Origin of the sequence: Okeania sp. SIO3B5, from assembly GCF_010692555.1 — a bacterium.
Classification (GTDB): domain Bacteria; phylum Cyanobacteriota; class Cyanobacteriia; order Cyanobacteriales; family Microcoleaceae; genus Okeania.
The window spans coordinates 9,424-30,256 of sequence record NZ_JAAHHG010000043.1 but is presented as its reverse complement, the minus strand read 5'-3'; the positions used below and the strand labels follow the sequence as shown (position 1 = coordinate 30,256).

The 20,833-nt window shown below is 39.9% G+C and carries 8 protein-coding genes; 3 read left to right on the top strand and 5 right to left on the bottom strand.

Annotated features, from left to right (window positions below):
* Positions 1–230: 230 nt before the first annotated feature.
* The 4 genes from F6K54_RS08850 to F6K54_RS08835 form a co-directional block, all read right to left on the bottom strand.
* Positions 231–566: a XisI protein gene (locus F6K54_RS08850; protein WP_293076601.1), complete on the bottom strand. Its 336-nt coding sequence runs from the start codon at positions 564–566 to the stop codon at positions 231–233.
* Entirely contained in the window at positions 554–970 is a 417-nt protein-coding gene (locus tag F6K54_RS08845) for a XisH family protein (protein ID WP_293076599.1), read from the bottom strand. Before F6K54_RS08845 ends, F6K54_RS08850 begins: the two co-directional genes overlap by 13 nt.
* A 388-nt stretch (positions 971–1,358) precedes the next feature.
* Positions 1,359–2,159: a class I SAM-dependent methyltransferase gene (locus F6K54_RS08840; RefSeq protein ID WP_293076597.1), complete on the bottom strand. Its 801-nt coding sequence runs from the start codon at positions 2,157–2,159 to the stop codon at positions 1,359–1,361.
* A 739-nt stretch (positions 2,160–2,898) separates the two neighbouring features.
* Complete coding sequence (locus F6K54_RS08835) at positions 2,899–5,439, bottom strand: glycogen/starch/alpha-glucan phosphorylase (protein ID WP_293076595.1); 2,541 nt, start codon at positions 5,437–5,439, stop codon at positions 2,899–2,901.
* A gap of 578 nt (positions 5,440–6,017) precedes the next feature.
* Between F6K54_RS08835 and F6K54_RS08830 the strand changes: the two genes are divergently transcribed.
* Both F6K54_RS08830 and F6K54_RS08825 read left to right on the top strand, forming a co-directional pair.
* Positions 6,018–7,376 carry a cytochrome P450 gene (locus F6K54_RS08830; RefSeq protein ID WP_293076593.1) on the top strand — a complete coding sequence of 453 codons (1,359 nt, stop codon included), beginning with the start codon at positions 6,018–6,020 and terminating at the stop codon, positions 7,374–7,376.
* Between the two features lie 400 nt (positions 7,377–7,776).
* Positions 7,777–9,438 (top strand): bifunctional UDP-sugar hydrolase/5'-nucleotidase, encoded by a 1,662-nt coding sequence (locus tag F6K54_RS08825; RefSeq protein ID WP_293076591.1) that lies wholly within the window; start codon positions 7,777–7,779, stop codon positions 9,436–9,438.
* A gap of 586 nt (positions 9,439–10,024) precedes the next feature.
* Here the strand turns inward: F6K54_RS08825 and F6K54_RS08820 are convergent.
* Positions 10,025–10,486 (bottom strand): universal stress protein, encoded by a 462-nt coding sequence (locus tag F6K54_RS08820; RefSeq protein ID WP_293076589.1) that lies wholly within the window; start codon positions 10,484–10,486, stop codon positions 10,025–10,027.
* Between the two features lie 1,452 nt (positions 10,487–11,938).
* Here F6K54_RS08820 and F6K54_RS08815 point away from each other — a divergent pair.
* Positions 11,939–20,833 (top strand): S8 family serine peptidase (locus F6K54_RS08815; protein WP_293076587.1); only part of this gene is annotated, 8,895 nt, incomplete at its 3' end.

The window sequence follows — 20,833 nt, the reverse complement described above, 5'->3', positions numbered from 1 at the left end:
TAAATGTGCTTTTTCATACATTTTTCTCCCAAAAAAGCCGAACTAAGACTTACCCATAATTTGTCAGTTTTGTCAAGTTTTATGTTAAGAAATATGTGGGTAAAGCATAGCCCTCCCAGGAGGGGAAGAATTGATAATTTCTGTGCGATAATTGATTTGATTTTTTATTATTGGAGATGTCTATTATACAGTAGGTTTAGTTTTGCATAGAAACTGTGTTTTTTTTCTTTTCAAGACACAGCAAAACCTGTATATTTTCGTTTATAGGGTGCGTGAAAAGCTAGAACAATATCTGACGATGGTACTCCTAAATCTACTAATTCACTAGCAATACCAATTTCTGTACCATCATGTTGTATCCAAATTTTTTCATTTTTAATATCTATTTGCAACACACAACCCCGTACTCGTCTATTGCCGTGCCAACCTACATTTATCAGTTGATAATGGTCTCGTTCTTCATCAAAAATAATTTGTACTTCTATATCTCCATAAGATGGTTTATATTGACTATAGTCGCTAATAATCTTTTTGATATTTTCTCGATATTTAGCTAATTTTTCCATTGCACAATAACCTCCTTTTTCGCATCATAGACAATTAATTTAATTTCATTTTCTTCAACTACTACTTGGGTGAAAATAAGAGTAAAAAAACTTTCATAAGCATCTTCAGATATAGCTAAATAGAGAGTTATACCTGTTTGATTCCTCCTTAATACTGTTCGATAGTTAATAAATTGCCCCAAGGCGCTATGAAATTCAGAAATTAGAGACTGTCGAAGAAAACTTTTGATTTCAACTGCGATTTTTTTTCCCTCTTTTTCAGCACCAATAAGTTTTTCAGCACCCAGATCGACATACATATCAACTCCACCAAATTCTAGATAAAGGGGGTCATCAGTAATTGTCCAATTTTCTTTGATTAAGGCGTTTTTAACAGCATCATGGAATATATCTTTAGCAGGCATAATTTTATATCAATACTTGACTATTATTTTATCAGGACTTACGCAGAAACTCCACCAGATTTTTCCTTCTTCCTTCTGCTGTATTTATAGCAGTCGAAGGAAAGGTGAGGACAGTTCAAAAGTTTAAAACTCAGACAACGTAATACTTTTCCTTCTTCCTTCTTTCTTCGTAAGCATTCAGCTATTAGCTGTCAGCTATCAGCAACAAGACTCTCTCATATAGGACAGTGTTTAAATTCACAAATGACTTTAAGGACAAGGGAGCTAACTTTTGTAGTAAGACAATTAATAAAGCTTTTATCGTAAACTAAAAGCAATAGCTGATGGCTGATAGCTGACGGCTGAATGCTTACCTTTCTTCTTCCTTCTTCCTTCTGCTATAACCGAACTATTTAGTTGTAACTACTGCCAAGTTCCAAGCAAATCTTTTCATCAAAGGCAATTTTTTTAATACCCCATCTAATCTTTCTAATTTCCGATACATTGGTTCTAATCTTTGATGTTCAATAATAATTTTTTTCCAATAACGCTCTTTATTTGGGTCAACTTTTTCAATTAAATAAAACCTTAAAAAAATCCACAAAGTTGCCAGCCAAAATGTATCGTAAGCTGTTTCTGAATAGAGAGATTTAATAAAATTAACCAGATTAATATCCAGAGGCATTTCATCCTCAGTTCTAACTTTTGTAGCAATACGCCGATAAACATTAATCACAGGATTATGTTTCAACGGGTCCCAAAAACAAGCTTTACCACCAGGTTTCAGAACGCGGTGCATTTCTCTAATTGCTAACTTTGGATTTGGTAAGTGATGAAGTAAATTAGAAGCATAAACAAAATCAAAAGTATTATCGGGAAATTCTAAAGCCATTGCATCCATAACTTTACCCTCAATTTGTACCCCATTTGTTTCAGCCAACTTAACAGCAACATCTACCATTCCAGGAGAATAATCTGTCGCCACACACCGCGCTCCTTTTTTAGCAAAATAAACACTATTTTCCCCCGCACCACAACCTAAATCTAACAAATATTTATCAGTTAAATCTCCCATTTGTTGGAGAATAAATCTATTTTCTGGTGCCGTACAACTTTCAAAATAATCAACTACTCGAATACCTTCTATATCAATAGTTGATGCCCAAATATCGTGGAATTGTCTTTCTTTAGCTAATATTTTGTCTTGCATTTTTTTCAGGAATTCAGAATAATAGTATGTTTAGTAAAACAGTTATAATTAGGCTCGTAGTTGGGCTTTAGATCAAATTGCACTGACTTAACCACAATATAATTAGGGCTTGCTGAAAAAGTCTTTTTGCTCTTTGTAGGAGACAGCTATACTGGAGACAGGAGGCAACCCACCCCTCGCCCCTCCCCCTCCGGTGGAGGGGAAGACAGGAGAAATGGGAATTTGGAGGAGGTAGGAGTAAGAATTTTCTCAAGATGGTTCTGCCCTACTATGCACCCAAAATCCTGAATTTTTGAACCATTACCACCGAAAAACTCGCACTTTTTCCAGATCTAAAATTGCTCAAACCAATATCAGTCAATAAGCGCGATATTTAATCAGCAAACCCTAATTAAAGATCAAAAAGATAGCATACTCCTCAAGAGTCATCTTTAGATGACTTAAACTATTAGCCAAGGATTTCAATCCTTGGCAAGTCTTATCTGTAGGATAAACCCAACAGACAGTTATTTTTGTTGGGTTGCGCTGCCGCTTAACCCAACCTACAGTATTGGGGGCATTGCATAATTGCGGGATGATTTTGTCAGAGAGCAAAAACCATAATCCCCGTGTCTCCGTGTCTCCGTGTCCCCGTGTCAGTCGAAATCATCCCAGTATTCAGCAATGCCGTATTAGGCGGGTTCCACATTAAATTAATTGCTCAACATTAAGTTGAGATGAACCTGCCCCATCTAGTAAATTAAGAATCTACCTTCAAACCAGCATTATCTTGAGTATAAGTTTCTTGGTCGATCTTGACTGGTTGTGCTCCCCAAATCTCCTTTGCATACTCCATAATTGTTCGGTCAGAAGAGAATTTACCCATGCGAACAGAATTATAGATAGACATTTTTGTCCATTTCTCCTGGTCTTGGAAAACTTTACCAACCCGCTCCTGACATTCAATATAGCTTTGATAATCAGCTAGTAGCATATATTGGTCATTGTACAGTAGAGAATCAATCAAAGGCTTGAATAAGTTAGGATTACCTTCGCTAAAGCGACCGCTAGCAATTCGGTCAATTACTGCTTTGAGTTCAGCATTAGTATTGTAGTATTCCATAGGTTTATAACCCTTTGCCTTCAACTCGAAAACTTCTTGAGCAGTCATTCCAAATAAGAAAAAGTTTTCTGCTCCAACTTCTTCGCGAATTTCAATATTAGCTCCATCAAGAGTACCAATAGTCATCGCTCCATTCATGGCAAACTTCATATTACCAGTTCCGGATGCTTCCTTACCAGCAGTAGAAATTTGCTCGGAAAGATCGGCAGCAGGATAAATAATCTGACCAAGGGAAGCATTAAAGTTTGCCAGGAAGACAACTTTCAGGCGACCGCGCACATCAGGATCGTTATTAACTACATCAGCAACAGCATTAGTCAACTTAATAATCAACTTAGCCATGTAGTAACCAGGAGCAGCTTTGCCACCAAAAATAAACGTGCGGGGTGGAATATCAATGTTTGGATTTTGCTTAATGCGGTTATACAGAGTAATGATGTTGAATACATCCAAATGTTGGCGTTTGTACTCGTGAATACGTTTGACCTGAATATCAAACAGAGAATTAATATCCACCTCAATCCGATTATGCTTGAGAATACGTTCTGCCAACTTAGCCTTATTCTCTTGCTTTATTGCTCGCCAACGATTCCGAAATTCTGCATCATCAACATATTTTTCTAGTTGCCGTAGTTGGTCGAAATCTCGCAACCAACTATCTCCTCCCAGTTTCTCAGAGAATAGGGCAGAAAGTTTGGGGTTACTCAGTAAAACCCAACGACGGGGAGTCACTCCATTAGTCTTATTTAAGAATTTGTCTGGGAAAAGTTGGTAAAAATCTTTAAGCACACCTTTTTTCAACAATTCTGTGTGCAGTGCTGCTACTCCATTGACAGCATGACTACCAACAGTAGCTAAATTAGCCATCCGCACAGATTTTTCTGCTCCCTCCTCAATCAGAGAAACACGGGCAAGCAATTCCGGGTTTTTAGGAAACCAAGTTTGCACTTGAGTTAAAAAGCGCCGATTAATTTCATAGATAATTTCTAGGTGGCGAGGGAGAAGGCGACCAAACAAACTAATTGCCCAACGCTCTAACGCTTCAGGTAGCAAAGTATGGTTAGTGTAGGCAAAAGTATTTTGAGTAATATGCCAAGCACGCTCCCAGTCCATATCGTACTCATCAATTAACAAGCGCATCATCTCCGCGATCGCTACAGCAGGGTGAGTATCATTCAGTTGAATGGCTGCTTTCTCGTATAAGTTGTCTAGATTTTTGTTGTGAGATAAATGTCTACGGATAATGTCTTGTAAAGCACAAGAAACAAAGAAATATTGTTGCTTCAGACGGAGTTCCTTACCTTGAGGAGTATTATCATTTGGATAGAGAACTTTGGAGATCGTCTCCGAACTCATTTTATCTGCTACTGCACCGTCATAGTTTCCAGCATTGAACTCTTCAAATCTGAAGTCTACACTAGCTTCTGCTCGCCACAAACGTAGAGGGTTTACAGTATTTACTTTATAGCCAGGAACAGGGGTATCATAAGGAATACCAATTACAGTTTCATCGGGAACCCAAGTTACTCGATAGTGGCCTTTATCATCATGGTATCCCTCTGTATGGCCTCCAAACTTGATTTCTACTTTTTCAGCAGGACGAGCTATTTCCCAAGGGTTGCCGAAACGTAACCATTTATCAGGGATTTCTGCTTGCCAACCATCCTGTACAGTTTGGGTGAAAATGCCAAACTCGTAGCGAATACCGTGCCCCATGGCCGGAATTTCTAAAGTAGCTAAAGAGTCCAGAAAACAAGCTGCTAATCTACCCAAACCACCATTCCCTAAACCAGGGTCGTCTTCTTGTTCCAGTAGTTCGTCTAAATTTAACCCAGATTCGGTGATAGCTTGACGAATTTGTTCATAAATTCCCAGGTTAATCAAACTATTACCCAGGTGACGACCCATGAGAAATTCGGCAGAGAGATAATATACTACCTTAACATCTTTCTCATTATATGTACGAATTGTAGAAAGAAAGCGTTGGAGTAAGCGATCGCGTATGGTATAAGCTAAAGCTCTGTAAAAATCATCTTGTTTTGCCATGGACTCATAAGTCCCCTGCAAATAAAACAGGTTATCTGCTAGAGCACGTCTGAGAGTAGTGACACTCATGCCGGTTCGATCGTCTTCTACCTGAATTTGATTTTCAGTAGTAGGGTTGATATATTGATTCATTACTCCTCCATAAATTTAACCGTTATTAATTTTTCTGTAGTAGAAAGACAAAGGTAGCAATTAGCTTTGCCACACAGGAGTTATAGTGCAAGTCAGAAGTCAAAAATCAAAAGTCAAAAATTAGAAGTAATCTATGACTGGGTTTGAGCATTTAGGAATGTCCACGCCCTTTGCTTCGACTGCTATATTCTATAAGGAAACTTCTTAATCTCGTTAGACTAGCTAATGGATTTTTAGATTCCTATAATATTTGCCTAGAGTCTGCTTTTATAGTTATTCAAGCTTTACCATATAGATGAAATTTCTACTGTTTCTTAATAACAGAATCAGGAGTCAGGAGTCAGGAGTCAGGAATCAGAAGTCAGGAGTCAGGTAGGAGAGCAAGAGAACAATATAGAACAGGGGGAAAAGGTGGAAATTTGCTTCCTTCTTCACCATCTCCCCACACTTCCCACACTCCCCACATTCCCCTATATTTTTTTTTAATAGCTCCCATAAGGGTTCTATAAACCTTCCCATCTCACTGGTAAATGAATCAAAATAGATGAAGTAACTCTGACATAATTAGCAAAGCAAAAATGGTATTACCTGATGGCCCTGCATTGTCCCCTTTACAACGAAGAGTTCGGACTTGGAAATTTGTTTTTCGTCCCTTACAAACAATAGAGGAGCGATATTCTCAATACGGAGATATCTTCAGGACTAACACTAACTCCAAGATTCCTTTTATCTATTTCTGTAACCCTAAAGCTATTCAACAAATTTTTATTGCTGACCCTGATACCTTTAGCTCAGGTGGTAGTAATAGCCCTCTACAATACATTGTGGGCAGAAATTCTCTACTTGTGCAAAATGGCGATCGCCATCAACGTCAAAGAAAACTATTAATGCCGCCTTTTCATGGTGATCGAATGCGTACTTATGGGGACTTAATATACAATATTACCTCTGACGTTATTAATCGGTGGCAAATAGATAAACCTTTCCCCATCCGTAGGTCAACTCAAGAAATATCCCTCAAAGTCATCCTTGGCGCGGTATTTGGTTTAGATCGAGGGGAACGTTACGAACAACTAAGAATACTTCTGTCTGATGTCCTTGACTCTATTAGCTCTCCGCTCACCTCCACTTTTCTATTTTTCAGTTTCTTGCGAAAAGACTTGGGTCCTTGGAGTCCCTGGGGTAGATTTTTACGAAAAAGGCAAAAAATTGATGAGCTAATGTTCGCAGAAATTGAAACTGCTAGGGAAGAAGCAAATCATCGTGATGATATCCTCAGTTTACTGCTAGAAGCGCGTGACGAAGCAGGCGATCGTATCAGTGACGAAGAAATTAAGGATGAACTTCTGACATTACTGCTTACGGGTCACGAAACTACTGCTTCAGCTTTAGCTTGGGCATTATATTGGATTGATAAAATTCCGGTGGTGCGGGAAAAACTATTAGCAGAATTAGCGACTCTCCCCACTAACCCAGACAAAGTTGCCATTACTAAACTTCCCTACCTCAGCGCTGTTTGTCAAGAAACTTTGCGTCTCTATCCCATTGCCATAAATGCTTTTCCTAGAGTTGTCCAGAAACCTGTAGAAATTATGGGTTATCAACTTGAACCAGGAATGGTAGTAGTTCCTTCTATTTATCTAACTCATCAAAGAGAGGATCTTTATCCAGAACCTAAAAAATTTAAACCAGAACGTTTTCTCGAACGACAATTTTCACCTTATGAATATTTACCTTTTGGAGGAGGAAGTCGTCGTTGTATTGGTTCAGCTCTCGCTTTATTTGAAATGAAATTAGTTTTGGCAACTATTTTATCAAAGTGCGAACTCAAGTTAGTTTCCAATAAATCTATCCAACCTGTCCGCAGAGGGTTAACTATGGCAGCACCAGGAAATATGCCAATGGTTGTTAAACAGAAATTTGGCGTTGCTGAATAAATGTATGAACCTATCCCACTGTTTTTAACAGGCTTATTTGAAGAAGGAGTCAGGAGACAGAATACAGGAGACAGAATCAATTGTATGGGGACTAAAACCCGGCGTTGCTGAATCAAGCTATGAAACCTAAATTTGGCAAAATATAAAATGCTTTTCAGTTAATAGTTAGGCAATAGCCATTAAAGCACAATCATAGCCACGCATCACCAACGCCAGATATAGAAGTGATCTAGACGTGTATTTTCAGATTAAAAATTAATAATTGCTAAAAGCCTCATATGGAATCCGGACAATTAATTAGTTGATGAAAAACTTTGTACCTTCTCACCTTATTCTTTCCCTTCTGCCTTCTGCCTTCTGCCTTCCTTTGTTATTTACACTTATATTACTATTTATTCCCTTGATAACATCAAAACCCCCAACCAAAACCATCACCATTCTGGAAACTAGCGATCTTCATGGCAACCTTATGCCTTATAACTACTATACTAATCAACCCGCAGAATGGGGATTAGCAAAAGTCGCTAGTTTAATCGCGCAGGAACGAGCTAAAAATCCTAATTTACTGCTTATTGATGCCGGCGATACAATTCAAGGTACACCATTAACTTATTACTATAATCGAATTGACACAGAAGCAGTACATCCGATGGCAGTAACCATGAATGCTCTCAAATTTGATGCTGCTACTTTAGGAAACCATGAGTTTGATTATGGTACTAATGTGCTTTCCCATTGGATAAGTCAGCTTAATTTCCCCATAGTTTGTGCTAATATCTACAAAAGTGATGGAACTTCAGCATTTAAACCTTATGTCATTAAAAATGTTGATGGTGTAAAAGTTGGCATTCTTGGTTTAATTACTCCTGCAACTTCTAACTGGGTGCCATCTGAAAATATAGCTGGATTAACTTTTGAGAATCTCATAAATACTGCCCAAAAATATATTCCTCAAATGCGAAATGATGGTGCAGATGTAATTACTATTGTTCAACATAGTGGTTTTTCTAAAGTACCAAAAGATAAAAGGCTGGCTTCCGCTTGGTTAACCGATCTTCAAGAGTGGAAAGAAACTGGCTGTATTCCTGATGCAAATCTCACCCTAGAATTAGCACAACAGGTAAAAGATATCGATCTAATTATGGCAGGACATTCACATCACGATGTTCCTAAAGTTATAGTGAATAATGTTTTAATTGCAGAACCTTCTTTTTGGGGAAAAGCTCTAAGTAAGTATACTTTAGTATTAGAGCGTCGGGGTAAAAAGTGGGAAGTTATTGCTAAAGATTCTACTAATTTATATGTTACTGATATTGAGCCAGAACAGAAAATTTCCCAACTTTCTTTACCATATCATCAGCAAACATTACGCTATATTGATCAAGCTATTGGTGTGACAAAAACTGAATTTTATGGTGGTACAAAAGCACGCTTTCATCAGAGTCAGCTATCAAATTTAATTAATCAGGTACAAATACAAGCAGCAGAAGCAGCAGGTTATCCTGTAAATATTTCTCTGACTTCTATTTTTAATAACACTGGTAAAATTACTCCAGGAAAAATTACTAGGAGAGATGTTTACAGTATCTATAATTACGATAACTATTTGTTAGTTCTAGAAATTAATGGGGATATTTTGCGTTGTGCATTAGAAAAAAGTACTGCTTATTTTAAACAAGTTACTCCCGATAATTTACCCACTATTCCTGAAGAAGTTTTGGTGGAAAATTCTCTTGGTTATAACTGGGATTTGTATAGTGGAATAGATTACATAGTCGATATTACTAAACCAGAAGGAAAACGAATTACTAAGTTACAGTTAGATGGAAAAAATATCGAACCAAATCAAGTTTTACGAATTGCTATAAATAGTTATCGCGCTAATGGTGGTGGTGGTTATGTGATGTTTAAAGAAGGAAAAATAATTTGGCAATCTTCTACAGAAATTCGTGAATTCATTGCTGAATATATCAGAAATAAAGGCATAATTGAATCAGATATTATCAGTTCAGGAGGATTACAATTAGTTCCAGATTTATATCAAAAATATTTTGGTAATTAGGGCTTGCTAATTAGGGTCTGCTGAAAAAATTGGTTGGTGGGGTAGGACACGGGGACGCGGAGACGCGGAGACGCGGAGACGCAGGGAACAGGCAACGGTTTCGGCCATTTTATGTGAAGAAATTTTCTTGAATTTCAGCAGAAAATTTCAGTAAATTGATGCCAATAAGAGCCATAAACTTGGAGATAAACTGAATATAAAAAGCTCTTGAGCCTTAGCTATCGTGACTTTTAGCTTTATTCAGCAAGCCCTAATTAAATATAAAAGTATTGACATATAAAGGTTTTAGCCTTTTTAAGTATCAAAAAGTGCGAGGTTTTAGGTGGTAATATCATGTCCGGATAATCAGTTATAAAAAAACCTTCTCCCTTTGAACTTTTCTTTCCCTTCTGCCTTCTGCTTTCTGCCCTCTGCCTTCCCTCCTCCAAAGTGTAACTATTCAACCGGACATGATATAATGGTTCAATTAGAAGCGGATTTTAGTCAAGAGTTGGGCAGAAAAATCAAGGGACGATTCTTCCTACTGTCTCCTCTATAATTCCCATTTCTCCTGACTCCTGACTCCTGACTCCTGACTCCTGACTCCTCAATTTTCTAGTGTTTCTGGCGATCGCCAACTAGAAGGAATTAGCAAAACTGGACAATGGGCACCATGCAAAATACCCTCACTAACACTACCCGCAAAAAATTTCTCAATACCACTGCGTCCATGAGACCCTACTATAATTAAATCAGCAGCTAATTTTTTTGCCTCTGCCAAAATAGTTTCTACTGTAGAACCTTGAGTTAACAAAGCCACCGTATTAAGACCTTTTTGCCGCAGCTCCTCTGCCAAATCTTGAATCTGTTGATGTTCTTTACGAAACTCTTGTGCCCAGCGGTCGCGCTTAGGCTGAGGTCCTGTCTTAAAGCCAACAAAATCAGGATCTGGTTCAGCAATGTGAATTAACCATAATTTGCTGTTAAAAGCTTGGGCTAAAGTTTCCGCTTGAGTAATAATGGCAGGAGTTATTTGAGAAAAGTCGAGGGCAACAACTATATTTTTCATAATTTAGATTGTTAATTGAATATAGTTTCCAAAAGATATTATTGTTATGATTAAAGAGGGTTTTAGGTTGTAGGTTAATTATTTAATAGGTTAATTATTTAATAGGTTAATTATATCATTTTTAGTTAGTATTAGTATTTAAGTGAAGAAGAAGAAACAGAAGAGTATTACAAGCATGAGCATAGAATAAATTAATATGTTTTAAGAGATTGTAAAAAATATTACGATTATATTTTTTATCTGTTATAGTCTTACACTAAGTGTATTCTTTAGCAAAGATAATAAAATGACACACATGATGGCAATGATGTGAATTGGGAAGAAATATAGCTATGGGATGCGATCGCTGAGAACTACTCCACGATACTCAGGAAAATAATGCACCAAAATCAGGGGCTAAAGGAATCTGAACGGCCCCTATACTTTAGACCTACATTCCGCACGACAAAATGTAGTATAAAAGAAGGAGTCAGGAGACAGGAGACAGAATTTGAGAAGAAAATCATAGCTGCCGTGATTGAGTAATCATATCTAGCAAGTATTTATGCTTAATTATTTACTCGGAATTTGATGAACGAAAAAAGTAATTAAGATGATTTGCATAGTATAAATACCTACCAAGCTACGGGTTCATACACTACTTTTAATGTTACAAATTGACGTGCGGAATGTTGGTTTAGACGTCCATCCCACATTCCATACTTCAAATTGTAACATTAAAATTGGTATAAAATCCGTAGCTTGCTTCAGTATTTATACTATACAAATTATCTTCATTTACCTTATTTACCTTGATCGGGAGTCAAATTCTCAGCTTATATTCCGTGTAAATACTGACTGAATTGTTGACTTTTATTCACCACTATAATTTTATTCTGACTTTTGACTCGCATCTTTATGCTAGGTTTTGTCGTGCATAATATAGCTTGCAATGCCTCGTTGCCTATAGCTTAATTCTTTCCTTTTGATGACTATTTAACATTTAACGCTTGACACGCCAATAGCTTTGTGATAATTTTTTATTAATTGTTTCTTAATACTTAAGAAACTATAAGAAATATTGCAATATTATTTAGGATTGATAAAAAAATTACAAATATTATGGCAATGAACTGTGCTTGTGAATCCTGTTCATGTATTGGTTGTCCTGTGATGGTCTTAACAATAGTCCCTGTGTTACTTATTGCGCCAAAGAAGATGATGAGTGCGGTAAGTAGTGGATCATCTATAGGCAAGAGTCCAAGTAGTGTCCAATTATAGAAGACTCCATTAGATAGGAATGTGGTGCTTAACTTAAGGTGGTGCTTTAGTTAAGGGTGGTGCTTTCCTTAAGGATTTTTTTGGCAAATTTATAACTTGCAAAAACCTATCCTGACCTTGCCGAGCAGACAAACCTAATGGCAACAATCAATTTTTAATAATCATCAATAACAATCAAAGGAAAATATTTTTATGGACAACATAGAAGCAGCAGCAAATTTAATTACCTCAGATAGTCCTTTAGGTATTGACTTGGAAGATAACAACATAGAAGAAATGTTAGGGTTAGCGGTACAAGACCCTTCTGGTGTTGGTGCAAATGGCGAAAATCAAAATGAAAACCCCGTCGCTGATAATACCCCAATTGTTATAGAACCACTTGTACTCGCTGAGGGACAGCAGGTATTTGACTTTGATGAAATTTCAGATACTACCAGTTATGAATTATTTGGAGGCCAACAAATTGGAGATTTTTTCTGGAGTGAGAGTTGGTATGCATCAAATAAAGATTATAGACCAACCACTGGCTATGGATATGGGAACGTTTCTCCACTCTACTCTGGGTTTAATGGATCTGCAAACCCAGTAAGCATCACCTCAGAGGAAGACTTTACATTCAACAGTGCCTATTTGACTGCGGCGTGGAACATCGGCCTGAATATTGAGGTAAAAGGCTTTAATAATGGAGTCGAGCAATATTCAGAGACTGTTACTGTCAATCCTTTCAACCCGACCCTATTTAATTTCGATTTTATAGATGTTGATGAAGTGCAGTTTACCTCTTTTGGTGGCGTTGATGCCGATCCTAATGATGGTGGAGCGGGAGCACATTTTGTCATTGATGACTTGGTCTATACACCTGATGAGCAAGAACTAGGTTCCATATCAGGTTACAAGTGGAATGACCAAGATGGTGATGGCGTTTGGGACGATAATGAAGAAGGATTAGAAGGCTGGACTATATACATCGATGAGAACAAAAATGGTGAACTGGACGAAGGAGAAATATCTACTGTCACTGCTCAAGATGGTTCCTACAGCTTTGGTGATTTAAGCCCCGGAACTTACACCATTGCTGAAGTTCTCCAACCAGGATGGGAGCAAACATACCCAAGCTTTGGGGATGAGGCAGAAGAAACAGCTGTTCGCTCTAGTTCATCTTTGAGCAGTTCTCAAGTAAATAGTACAGAAATATCTGGTAGTAGCGATACTGAGAATTTGGCAACAGATGAGTCTGAAGTATCTGCCAGTGACTTCAATACCAACACTACTGAGTCAAACCAAGACTCAGAAATCCCCATAGAAGTTGCCTTTGCATCAGGACAGGTAATTATCAAGCCTAGTGAAGATGCTGACGTTAGCTCTTTCAATAGCCTCAAAGCTAGCCTGGGAGCAACCACCATCAATACAACAAAAACAGAAGCACTCGGTGGTATTGAACTGTGGGATATTCAGGGGAATGTAGAAGATTTCATTAGTCGTAATATATACAACTCTCTACTAGAATACATAGAACCCAACTACATTATTAATCTTAATGCCACAGTTCCTAACGATCCTAGTTTCGGCCAATTGTGGGGACTAAACAACACTGGACAAACTGGAGGAACCTCTGATGCGGATATAGATGCCCCAGAAGCTTGGGATATTCAAACAGGAAGTAACAATGTAGTAGTGGGAGTTATCGACACAGGCATCGACTACAATCACCCAGACTTGGCCGACAATATGTGGACTAACCCTGGTGAAATCGCAGGTAATGGCATCGATGATGACGGTAACGGTTATGTAGACGATGTTTATGGTTATGACTTTGCCTACGGTGACAGCGATCCATTAGATGTTCAATCTCACGGTACTCACGTGGCGGGAACCATTGCAGCAAATGGTGACAATGGACAAGGAGTAGTAGGGGTAAATTGGGAAGCTGACTTAATGGCGCTCAAGTTTCTCAACGATAGTGGTTCTGGCAGTACATTTAACGCAATTTTGGCAGTAGAATATGCCACGATGATGGGAGCAGACCTAACCAACAACAGTTGGGGAGGCGGAGGCTTTTCTCAAGGATTGTATGATGCGATAGCAGCAGCAGGTGCAGCAGATTCTTTATTTATTGCAGCAGCAGGTAACAGCAACAACAACAACGATGTATCTGCATCTTACCCAGCTAGCTACGACTTAGACAACATCATTTCAGTTGCTTCCACAGACCGCAACGATAATAAATCAGGCTTCTCTAGCTACGGAGCTACATCGGTAGATTTAGGTGCACCAGGCTCAAGTATTTACAGCACTGTACCCGGAGGAGGTTACGGCTCTAAAAGTGGTACTTCGATGGCAACTCCTCATGTAGCAGGAGTAGCAGCTTTAGTGTTGGCAGAAAATCCCGACTTAAGTTATCAAGAGGTCAAAGAAACCATTCTTGATACCACCGATCCGATTTCAGCACTAGATGGTATTACAGTGACAGGGGGTCGTTTGAATGCGTTCAATGCTCTTTCCTCATTAGAACAACCGGAAGTTCCCGGAACTCATACTGTAGAATTGGATACAGGTGAAAATATTATTGATATCAACTTCGGTAACCGCGAACTCACCCCAGAAACGGGTTCTATATCTGGTTATAAGTGGAATGACGTTGATGGCGATGGTATATGGGATGATGAAGAAGAGGGATTAGCAGGCTGGACTATATACATAGATGATAACGGAAACGGCGAACTCGACGAAGGAGAAATTTCTACTGTCACCGATGCAGAAGGTTACTATGAATTCGATGGTCTTGATGCCGGAACTTACGTTATAGCTGAAGAGCTTCAAGATGGATGGGAACAAACCTACCCTGGTTCTGGAGGTGGAGAAACGATCATCATTGATTTTGAATCCCTCAAACATGAGGATACGGGCTACCAATCCCACGGCTTCAACTATGAAGAAGATGGTTTTGCTCTCGATAATTTGAGCCAATCTCATCCATTTGCTACCTTCGGGACTTTAGAATCACGTTTTTCTGGATCTACGGCACTATTTAACAATACAGTTAATGGCATCACTCGTTTGAGTGCTATAGACAATCAACCATTCGACTTAGCTTCCATTGACCTGACAGAACTCAATGGTTCAAATGTTGCTGATGTGACTTTTGTAGGAGAACTAGAAGGCGGTGGTACAGTAAGTCAGACCTTTACCTTAGACGGCAATGCTTTCGACCCGGAAACTTTCGTCTTCAACGATGACTTTAACGAAGTCGTATCTGTAGAGTGGATACAAGAATCTCCATTCCATCAGTTCGACAACATCACAATTGAAACAGGTTCTCCTAGTACCCATACTGTCGAGTTAGAAGAAGGCGAAAACCAAGAAGATATTAACTTCGGTAACCGCGAACTCACCCCAGAAACGGGTTCTATATCTGGTTACAAATGGAACGACCTTGATGGTAACAGTGAGTGGGATGATGGTGAACCAGTTTTAGAAGGCGTGACAATATATATCGACGAGAACGAAAACGGCGAACTCGATGATGGAGAACTCTCAACTATCACTGATGCAGAAGGTTATTATGAATTTGATGACCTTGATGCCGGAACTTACGTGATTGGTGAAATCATTCCAGAGGGATGGAAGCAAACCTATCCTGAGTCAGTAGTACCAGAAGAAGTGGAAACAGAAACTTCTGAACTGTCTCAATCATCAATTGCATCTGAGGAAGGCGATCAAGAAAACCGAGAAATCTCCTTGGAAGCTGCTTTTGAGTCAGGACAAGTAATTGTCAAGCGTAGTGAAGGTGCTGACGTTAGCTCTTTCAATAGCCTCAAAGCTAGTCTCGGAGCAACCACCATCAAGACAACAAAAACAGAAGCACTAGGTGGTCTTGAACTGTGGGATATTCGAGGAAATGTAGAAGATTTCATTAGTAGTAATATAGACAACTCTCTACTAGAATTAATAGAACCCAACTACATTATTAATCTTAATGCCACAGTTCCTAACGATCCTAGTTTCGGCCAATTGTGGGGACTACACAACACTGGACAAACTGGAGGAACCTCTGATGCAGATATTGACGCGCCAGAAGCTTGGGATATTCAAACAGGCAGTAACAATGTAGTAGTAGGAGTTATCGACACAGGTATCGACTACACTCACCCAGACTTGGTCAACAATATGTGGACTAACCCTGGTGAAATCGCAGGTAACGGCATCGATGACGACGGTAACGGTTATGTAGACGATGTTTATGGTTATGACTTTGCCTACGGTGACGGCGACCCATTAGATCTTCATTCTCACGGTACTCATGTGGCGGGAACCATTGCAGCCAATGGTAATAATGAACAAGGAATAGTCGGGGTAAATTGGGATGCTGACTTGATGGCCATCAAGTTCCTCAACGATAGTGGTTCTGGCAGTACATTTAACGCAATTTTGGCAGTAGAATACGCAACGATGATGGGAGCAGACCTAACCAACAACAGTTGGGGAGGCGGAGGCTATTCTCAAGCATTGTCTGACGCGATCGCAGCAGCAGGTGCAGCAGATTCTTTATTTATTGCAGCAGCAGGTAACTCTAATTCAAACAACGACAGTTCACCCCATTACCCCTCAAGCTACGATTTAGACAACGTCATTTCAGTAGCTTCCACAGACCACAACGATAATAAATCTAGCTTCTCTAGCTACGGAGCAACATCGGTAGATTTAGGTGCCCCTGGTTCAAATATTTATAGCACTGTACCTGGAGGAGGTTACGCCTCATTCAATGGTACTTCCATGGCAACTCCTCATGTAGCAGGAGTAGCAGCGTTAGTGTTGGCAGAAAATCCCGACTTGAGTTATCAAGAGGTCAAAGAAATCATTTTTGAGAGTACCGATCCGATTTCAGCACTAGATGGTATCACAGTGACAGGGGGTCGTTTGAATGCGTTCAATGCTCTTTCTTCATTAGAACAACCAGAAGTTCCAGGAACTCATACTGTAGAATTGGAAGCGGGTGAAAATGTGACTGATGTCAACTTCGGTAACCAGGAAATTCTCTCCGGTTCAATCTCAGGTTATAGTTGGAATGACCTGGATGGCGATGGCATCAAGGACGAAAATGAAGAGGGATTAGCAGGCTGGACTATATACATCGATGACAACGAAAACGGCGAACTTGACGATGGAGAACTCTCTACTGTCACCGATGCAGAAGGTTACTATGAATTCGATGGTCTTGATGCCGGAACTTACGTTATAGCGGAAGAGCTTCAAGATGGATGGGAACAAACATACCCTGCTTCTCCTAGTACCCAAACTGTTGAGTTAGAGAATGGCGAAGACTTAGAAGATATCAACTTCGGTAACCGCGAACTCACCCCAGAAACGGGTTCAATCTCAGGTTACAAATGGAACGACCTTAATGGTAACAGTGAGTGGGATGATGGTGAACCAATATTAGAAGGCGTAACAATATACATTGACGAGAACGAAAACGGCGAATTTGATGAAGGGGAAATTTCCACTCTCACCAATGCAGAAGGTTATTATGAATTTGATGACCTTGATGCCGGAACTTACGTGATTGGTGAAATCATTCCAGAGGGATGGAAGCAAACCTACCCAGATTCAGTAGTACCAGAAGAAGCAGAGGCAGAAACTTCAGAACTATCTCAATCATCTTTAAGTAGTGAAGCATCAGAGATTGAATTTGAAGAGGGCGAACGAGAAAGCAGAGAATCAGGAATCCCCTTGGAAGCTGCCTTTGAGTCAGGACAAGTAATTGTTAAGCGTAGTGAAGATGCTGACGTTAGCTCTTTCAATAGCCTCAAAGCTAGTCTTGGAGCAACCACCATCAAGACAACAAAAACAGAAGCACTCGGTGGTATGGAACTGTGGTCTATTCAGGGGAATGTAGAAGACTTTATTAGTCGCACTCGAAACAGCACTGTACTGGAATATGTAGAACGTAACTACACTATTAATGTTGATGCCACAGTTCCTAATGACCCCAACTTTGACCAATTGTGGGGACTACACAACACCGGACAAACTGGAGGAACCTCTGGTGCAGATATAGATGCGCCAGAAGCTTGGGATATTCAAACAGGAAGTAACAATGTAGTAGTGGGAGTGATTGACACAGGCATCGACTACACTCACCCAGACTTGGCCGACAATATGTGGGTCAATACAGGTGAAATCGCAGATAACGGCATCGATGACGACGGCAACGGTTATGTAGATGATGTTTATGGTTATGACTTTGCATACGGTGACAGCGACCCATTAGATGTTCAATCTCACGGTACTCATGTGGCGGGAACCATTGCAGCAAATGGTGACGATGGACAAGGAATAGTAGGGGTAAATTGGGATGCTGACTTGATGGCCATCAAGTTCCTAGACGATAATGGTTCTGGTTCCCTCTTCAACGCAATTTTAGCCATAGAATACGCGACAATGATGGGAGCAGACCTCACCAACAACAGTTGGGGAGGGGGAGGCTTTTCTCAAGGATTGTATGATGCGATCGCAGCAGCAGGTGCAGCAGATTCTCTGTTTGTGGCAGCAGCAGGTAACAGCAGTAACAACAATGATGTATCTGCATCTTACCCAGCTAGCTACGATTTAGACAACGTCATTTCAGTAGCTTCCACAGACCACAATGATAATAAATCAGGCTTCTCTAACTACGGAGCTACATCGGTAGACTTAGGTGCCCCTGGTTCCGACATTTACAGTAGCATACCAGGAGGAGGTTACGCCTCATACAGCGGTACTTCCATGGCAAGTCCTCATGTAGCAGGGGTAGCAGCTTTAGTATTGGCAGAAAATCCAGACTTGAGTTATCAAGAGGTCAAAGACATCATTCTAGAGACCACCGATCCGATTTCAGCACTAGATGGTATCACCTTGACAGGGGGTCGTTTGAATGCGTTCAACGCCCTATCTGAAGTAGGAGTTCCAGGAACTCATACTGTACAACTGGATGCGGGTGAAAATATTACTGATATCAACTTCGGTAACCAGGAAATTCTCCCCGGTTCGATATCTGGTAATAATTGGCATGACCTGGATGAAGATGGTATCTGGGACGATGATGAGGATGCATTAGCAGGCTGGAAAATATACATTGATGATAACGAAAATGGCGAATTTGACGACGGAGAACTATCCACTGTCACTGATGAAAATGGTTTCTATATCTTTGAAGATTTAGATCCTGAAACTTCTTACATTGTTGCAGAAGTCATGGAAGATGGATGGGAGCAAACTTATCCTGGAACTACCTCTGAAGTAGTCTTTGAAGCAGACTTCAGTGATGATGATGGCAATCCAGATTTGGATGGCTTTACTGTTGACAATACTGGGGCACCTAATGAAGGCTTGTGGCATTTGTCCACTCGACGTGGAGATGAAGCTGGTCACAGTGGTGTAGACAGTATGTACTATGGCATCGAAGAAACAGGTGATTATGATGCGGGAGATACTGCAGGCCGAATTATTTCTCCAGTGATTGACTTAAGTGGTTTAGATAGTGCTCAACTTTCCTTTAACTACTTCCTAGAGGTGGAAACTTCAAACTCTTATGATGCAGCTACAGTGCTGATTTCGGAAAATGGTGGTAATTTTGTTCCGATTGCGTCTAAGGCTGTGGAATTGGACAATCCTACTACAGGTTGGACTAATGCAACATTTGACCTCAGTTCCTATGTAGGGGAGGAAATTGAAATCAGTTTTGAGTTTGATACTGTGGACTCAATAGCCAACCAATATGAAGGTTGGTTAGTTGATGATGTGATTGTGGAAACTATAGGTAATGCTCCCTACCATACTGTAGAGGTAGGTAATGGTGAAAATGTTGAGGATATTGATTTTGGTAATCGCAGTCTCATCCCAGAAACGGGTTCAATCTCAGGTTATAGTTGGAATGATCTGGATGGCGATGGCATCAAGGACGAAAATGAAGAGGGATTAGAAGGCTGGACTATATACATCGATGACAACGAAAACGGGGAACTTGACGATGGAGAACTCTCTACTGTCACCGATGCAGAAGGTTACTATGAGTTCGATGAGCTTGATGCTGGAACTTACGTTATAGCTCAAGAGCTTCAAGATGGATGGGAACAAACATACCCTGGTTCTCCTAGTACCCATACTGTTGAGTTAGAACAGAGCGAAGACTTAGAAGATATCAACTTCGGTAACCAGGAAATTCTCCCTGGTTCAATCTCAGGTTATAGTTGGAATGACCTGGATGGCGATGGCATCAAGGACGAAAATGAAGAGGGATTAGAAGGCTGGACTATATACATCGATGACAACGAAAACGGTGAACTGGACGATGGAGAAATTTCTACTGTCACCGATGCAGAAGGTTACTATGAATTCGATGAGCTTGATGCTGGAACTTACGTTATAGCTCAAGAGCTTCAAGATGGATGGGAACAAACATACCCTGGTTCTCCTAGTACTCACACTGTTGAGTTAGAAGAGGGCGAAGACTTAGAAGATATCAACTTCGGTAACCAGGAAATTCTCCCTGGTTCAATCTCAGGTTATAGTTGGAATGACCTGAATGAAGATGGCATCCGGGACGAAAGTGAAGAGGGATTAGAAGGCTGGACTATATACATCGATGACAACGAAAATGGGGAACTTGATGAAGGAGAAATTTCTACTGTCACTGATGCAGAAGGTTACTATGAATTCAATGAGCTTGATGCTGGAACTTACGTTATAGCTCAAGAGCTTCAAGATGGATGGGAACAAACATACCCTGGTTCTCCTAGTACTCACACTGTTGAGTTAGAAGAGGGCGAAGACTTAGAAGATATCAACTTCGGTAACCAGGAAATTCTCCCTGGTTCAATCTCAGGTTATAGTTGGAATGACCTGAATGAAGATGGCATCCGGGACGAAAGTGAAGAGGGATTAGAAGGCTGGACTATATACATCGATGACAACGAAAATGGGGAACTTGATGAAGGAGAAATTTCTACTGTCACTGATGCAGAAGGTTACTATGAATTCAATGAGCTTGATGCTGGAACTTACGTTATAGCTCAAGAGCTTCAAGATGGATGGGAACAAACATACCCT

Bases quoted from the DNA above. Each gene is read 5' to 3' on its own strand.
- F6K54_RS08850 (WP_293076601.1), bottom strand. From the start codon at position 566: ATGGAAAAATTAGCTAAATATCGAGAAAATATCAAAAAGATTATTAGC.
- F6K54_RS08845 (WP_293076599.1), bottom strand. From the start codon at position 970: ATGCCTGCTAAAGATATATTCCATGATGCTGTTAAAAACGCCTTAATC.
- F6K54_RS08840 (WP_293076597.1), bottom strand. From the start codon at position 2,159: ATGCAAGACAAAATATTAGCTAAAGAAAGACAATTCCACGATATTTGG.
- F6K54_RS08835 (WP_293076595.1), bottom strand. From the start codon at position 5,439: ATGAATCAATATATCAACCCTACTACTGAAAATCAAATTCAGGTAGAA.
- F6K54_RS08830 (WP_293076593.1), top strand. From the start codon at position 6,018: ATGGTATTACCTGATGGCCCTGCATTGTCCCCTTTACAACGAAGAGTT.
- F6K54_RS08820 (WP_293076589.1), bottom strand. From the start codon at position 10,486: ATGAAAAATATAGTTGTTGCCCTCGACTTTTCTCAAATAACTCCTGCC.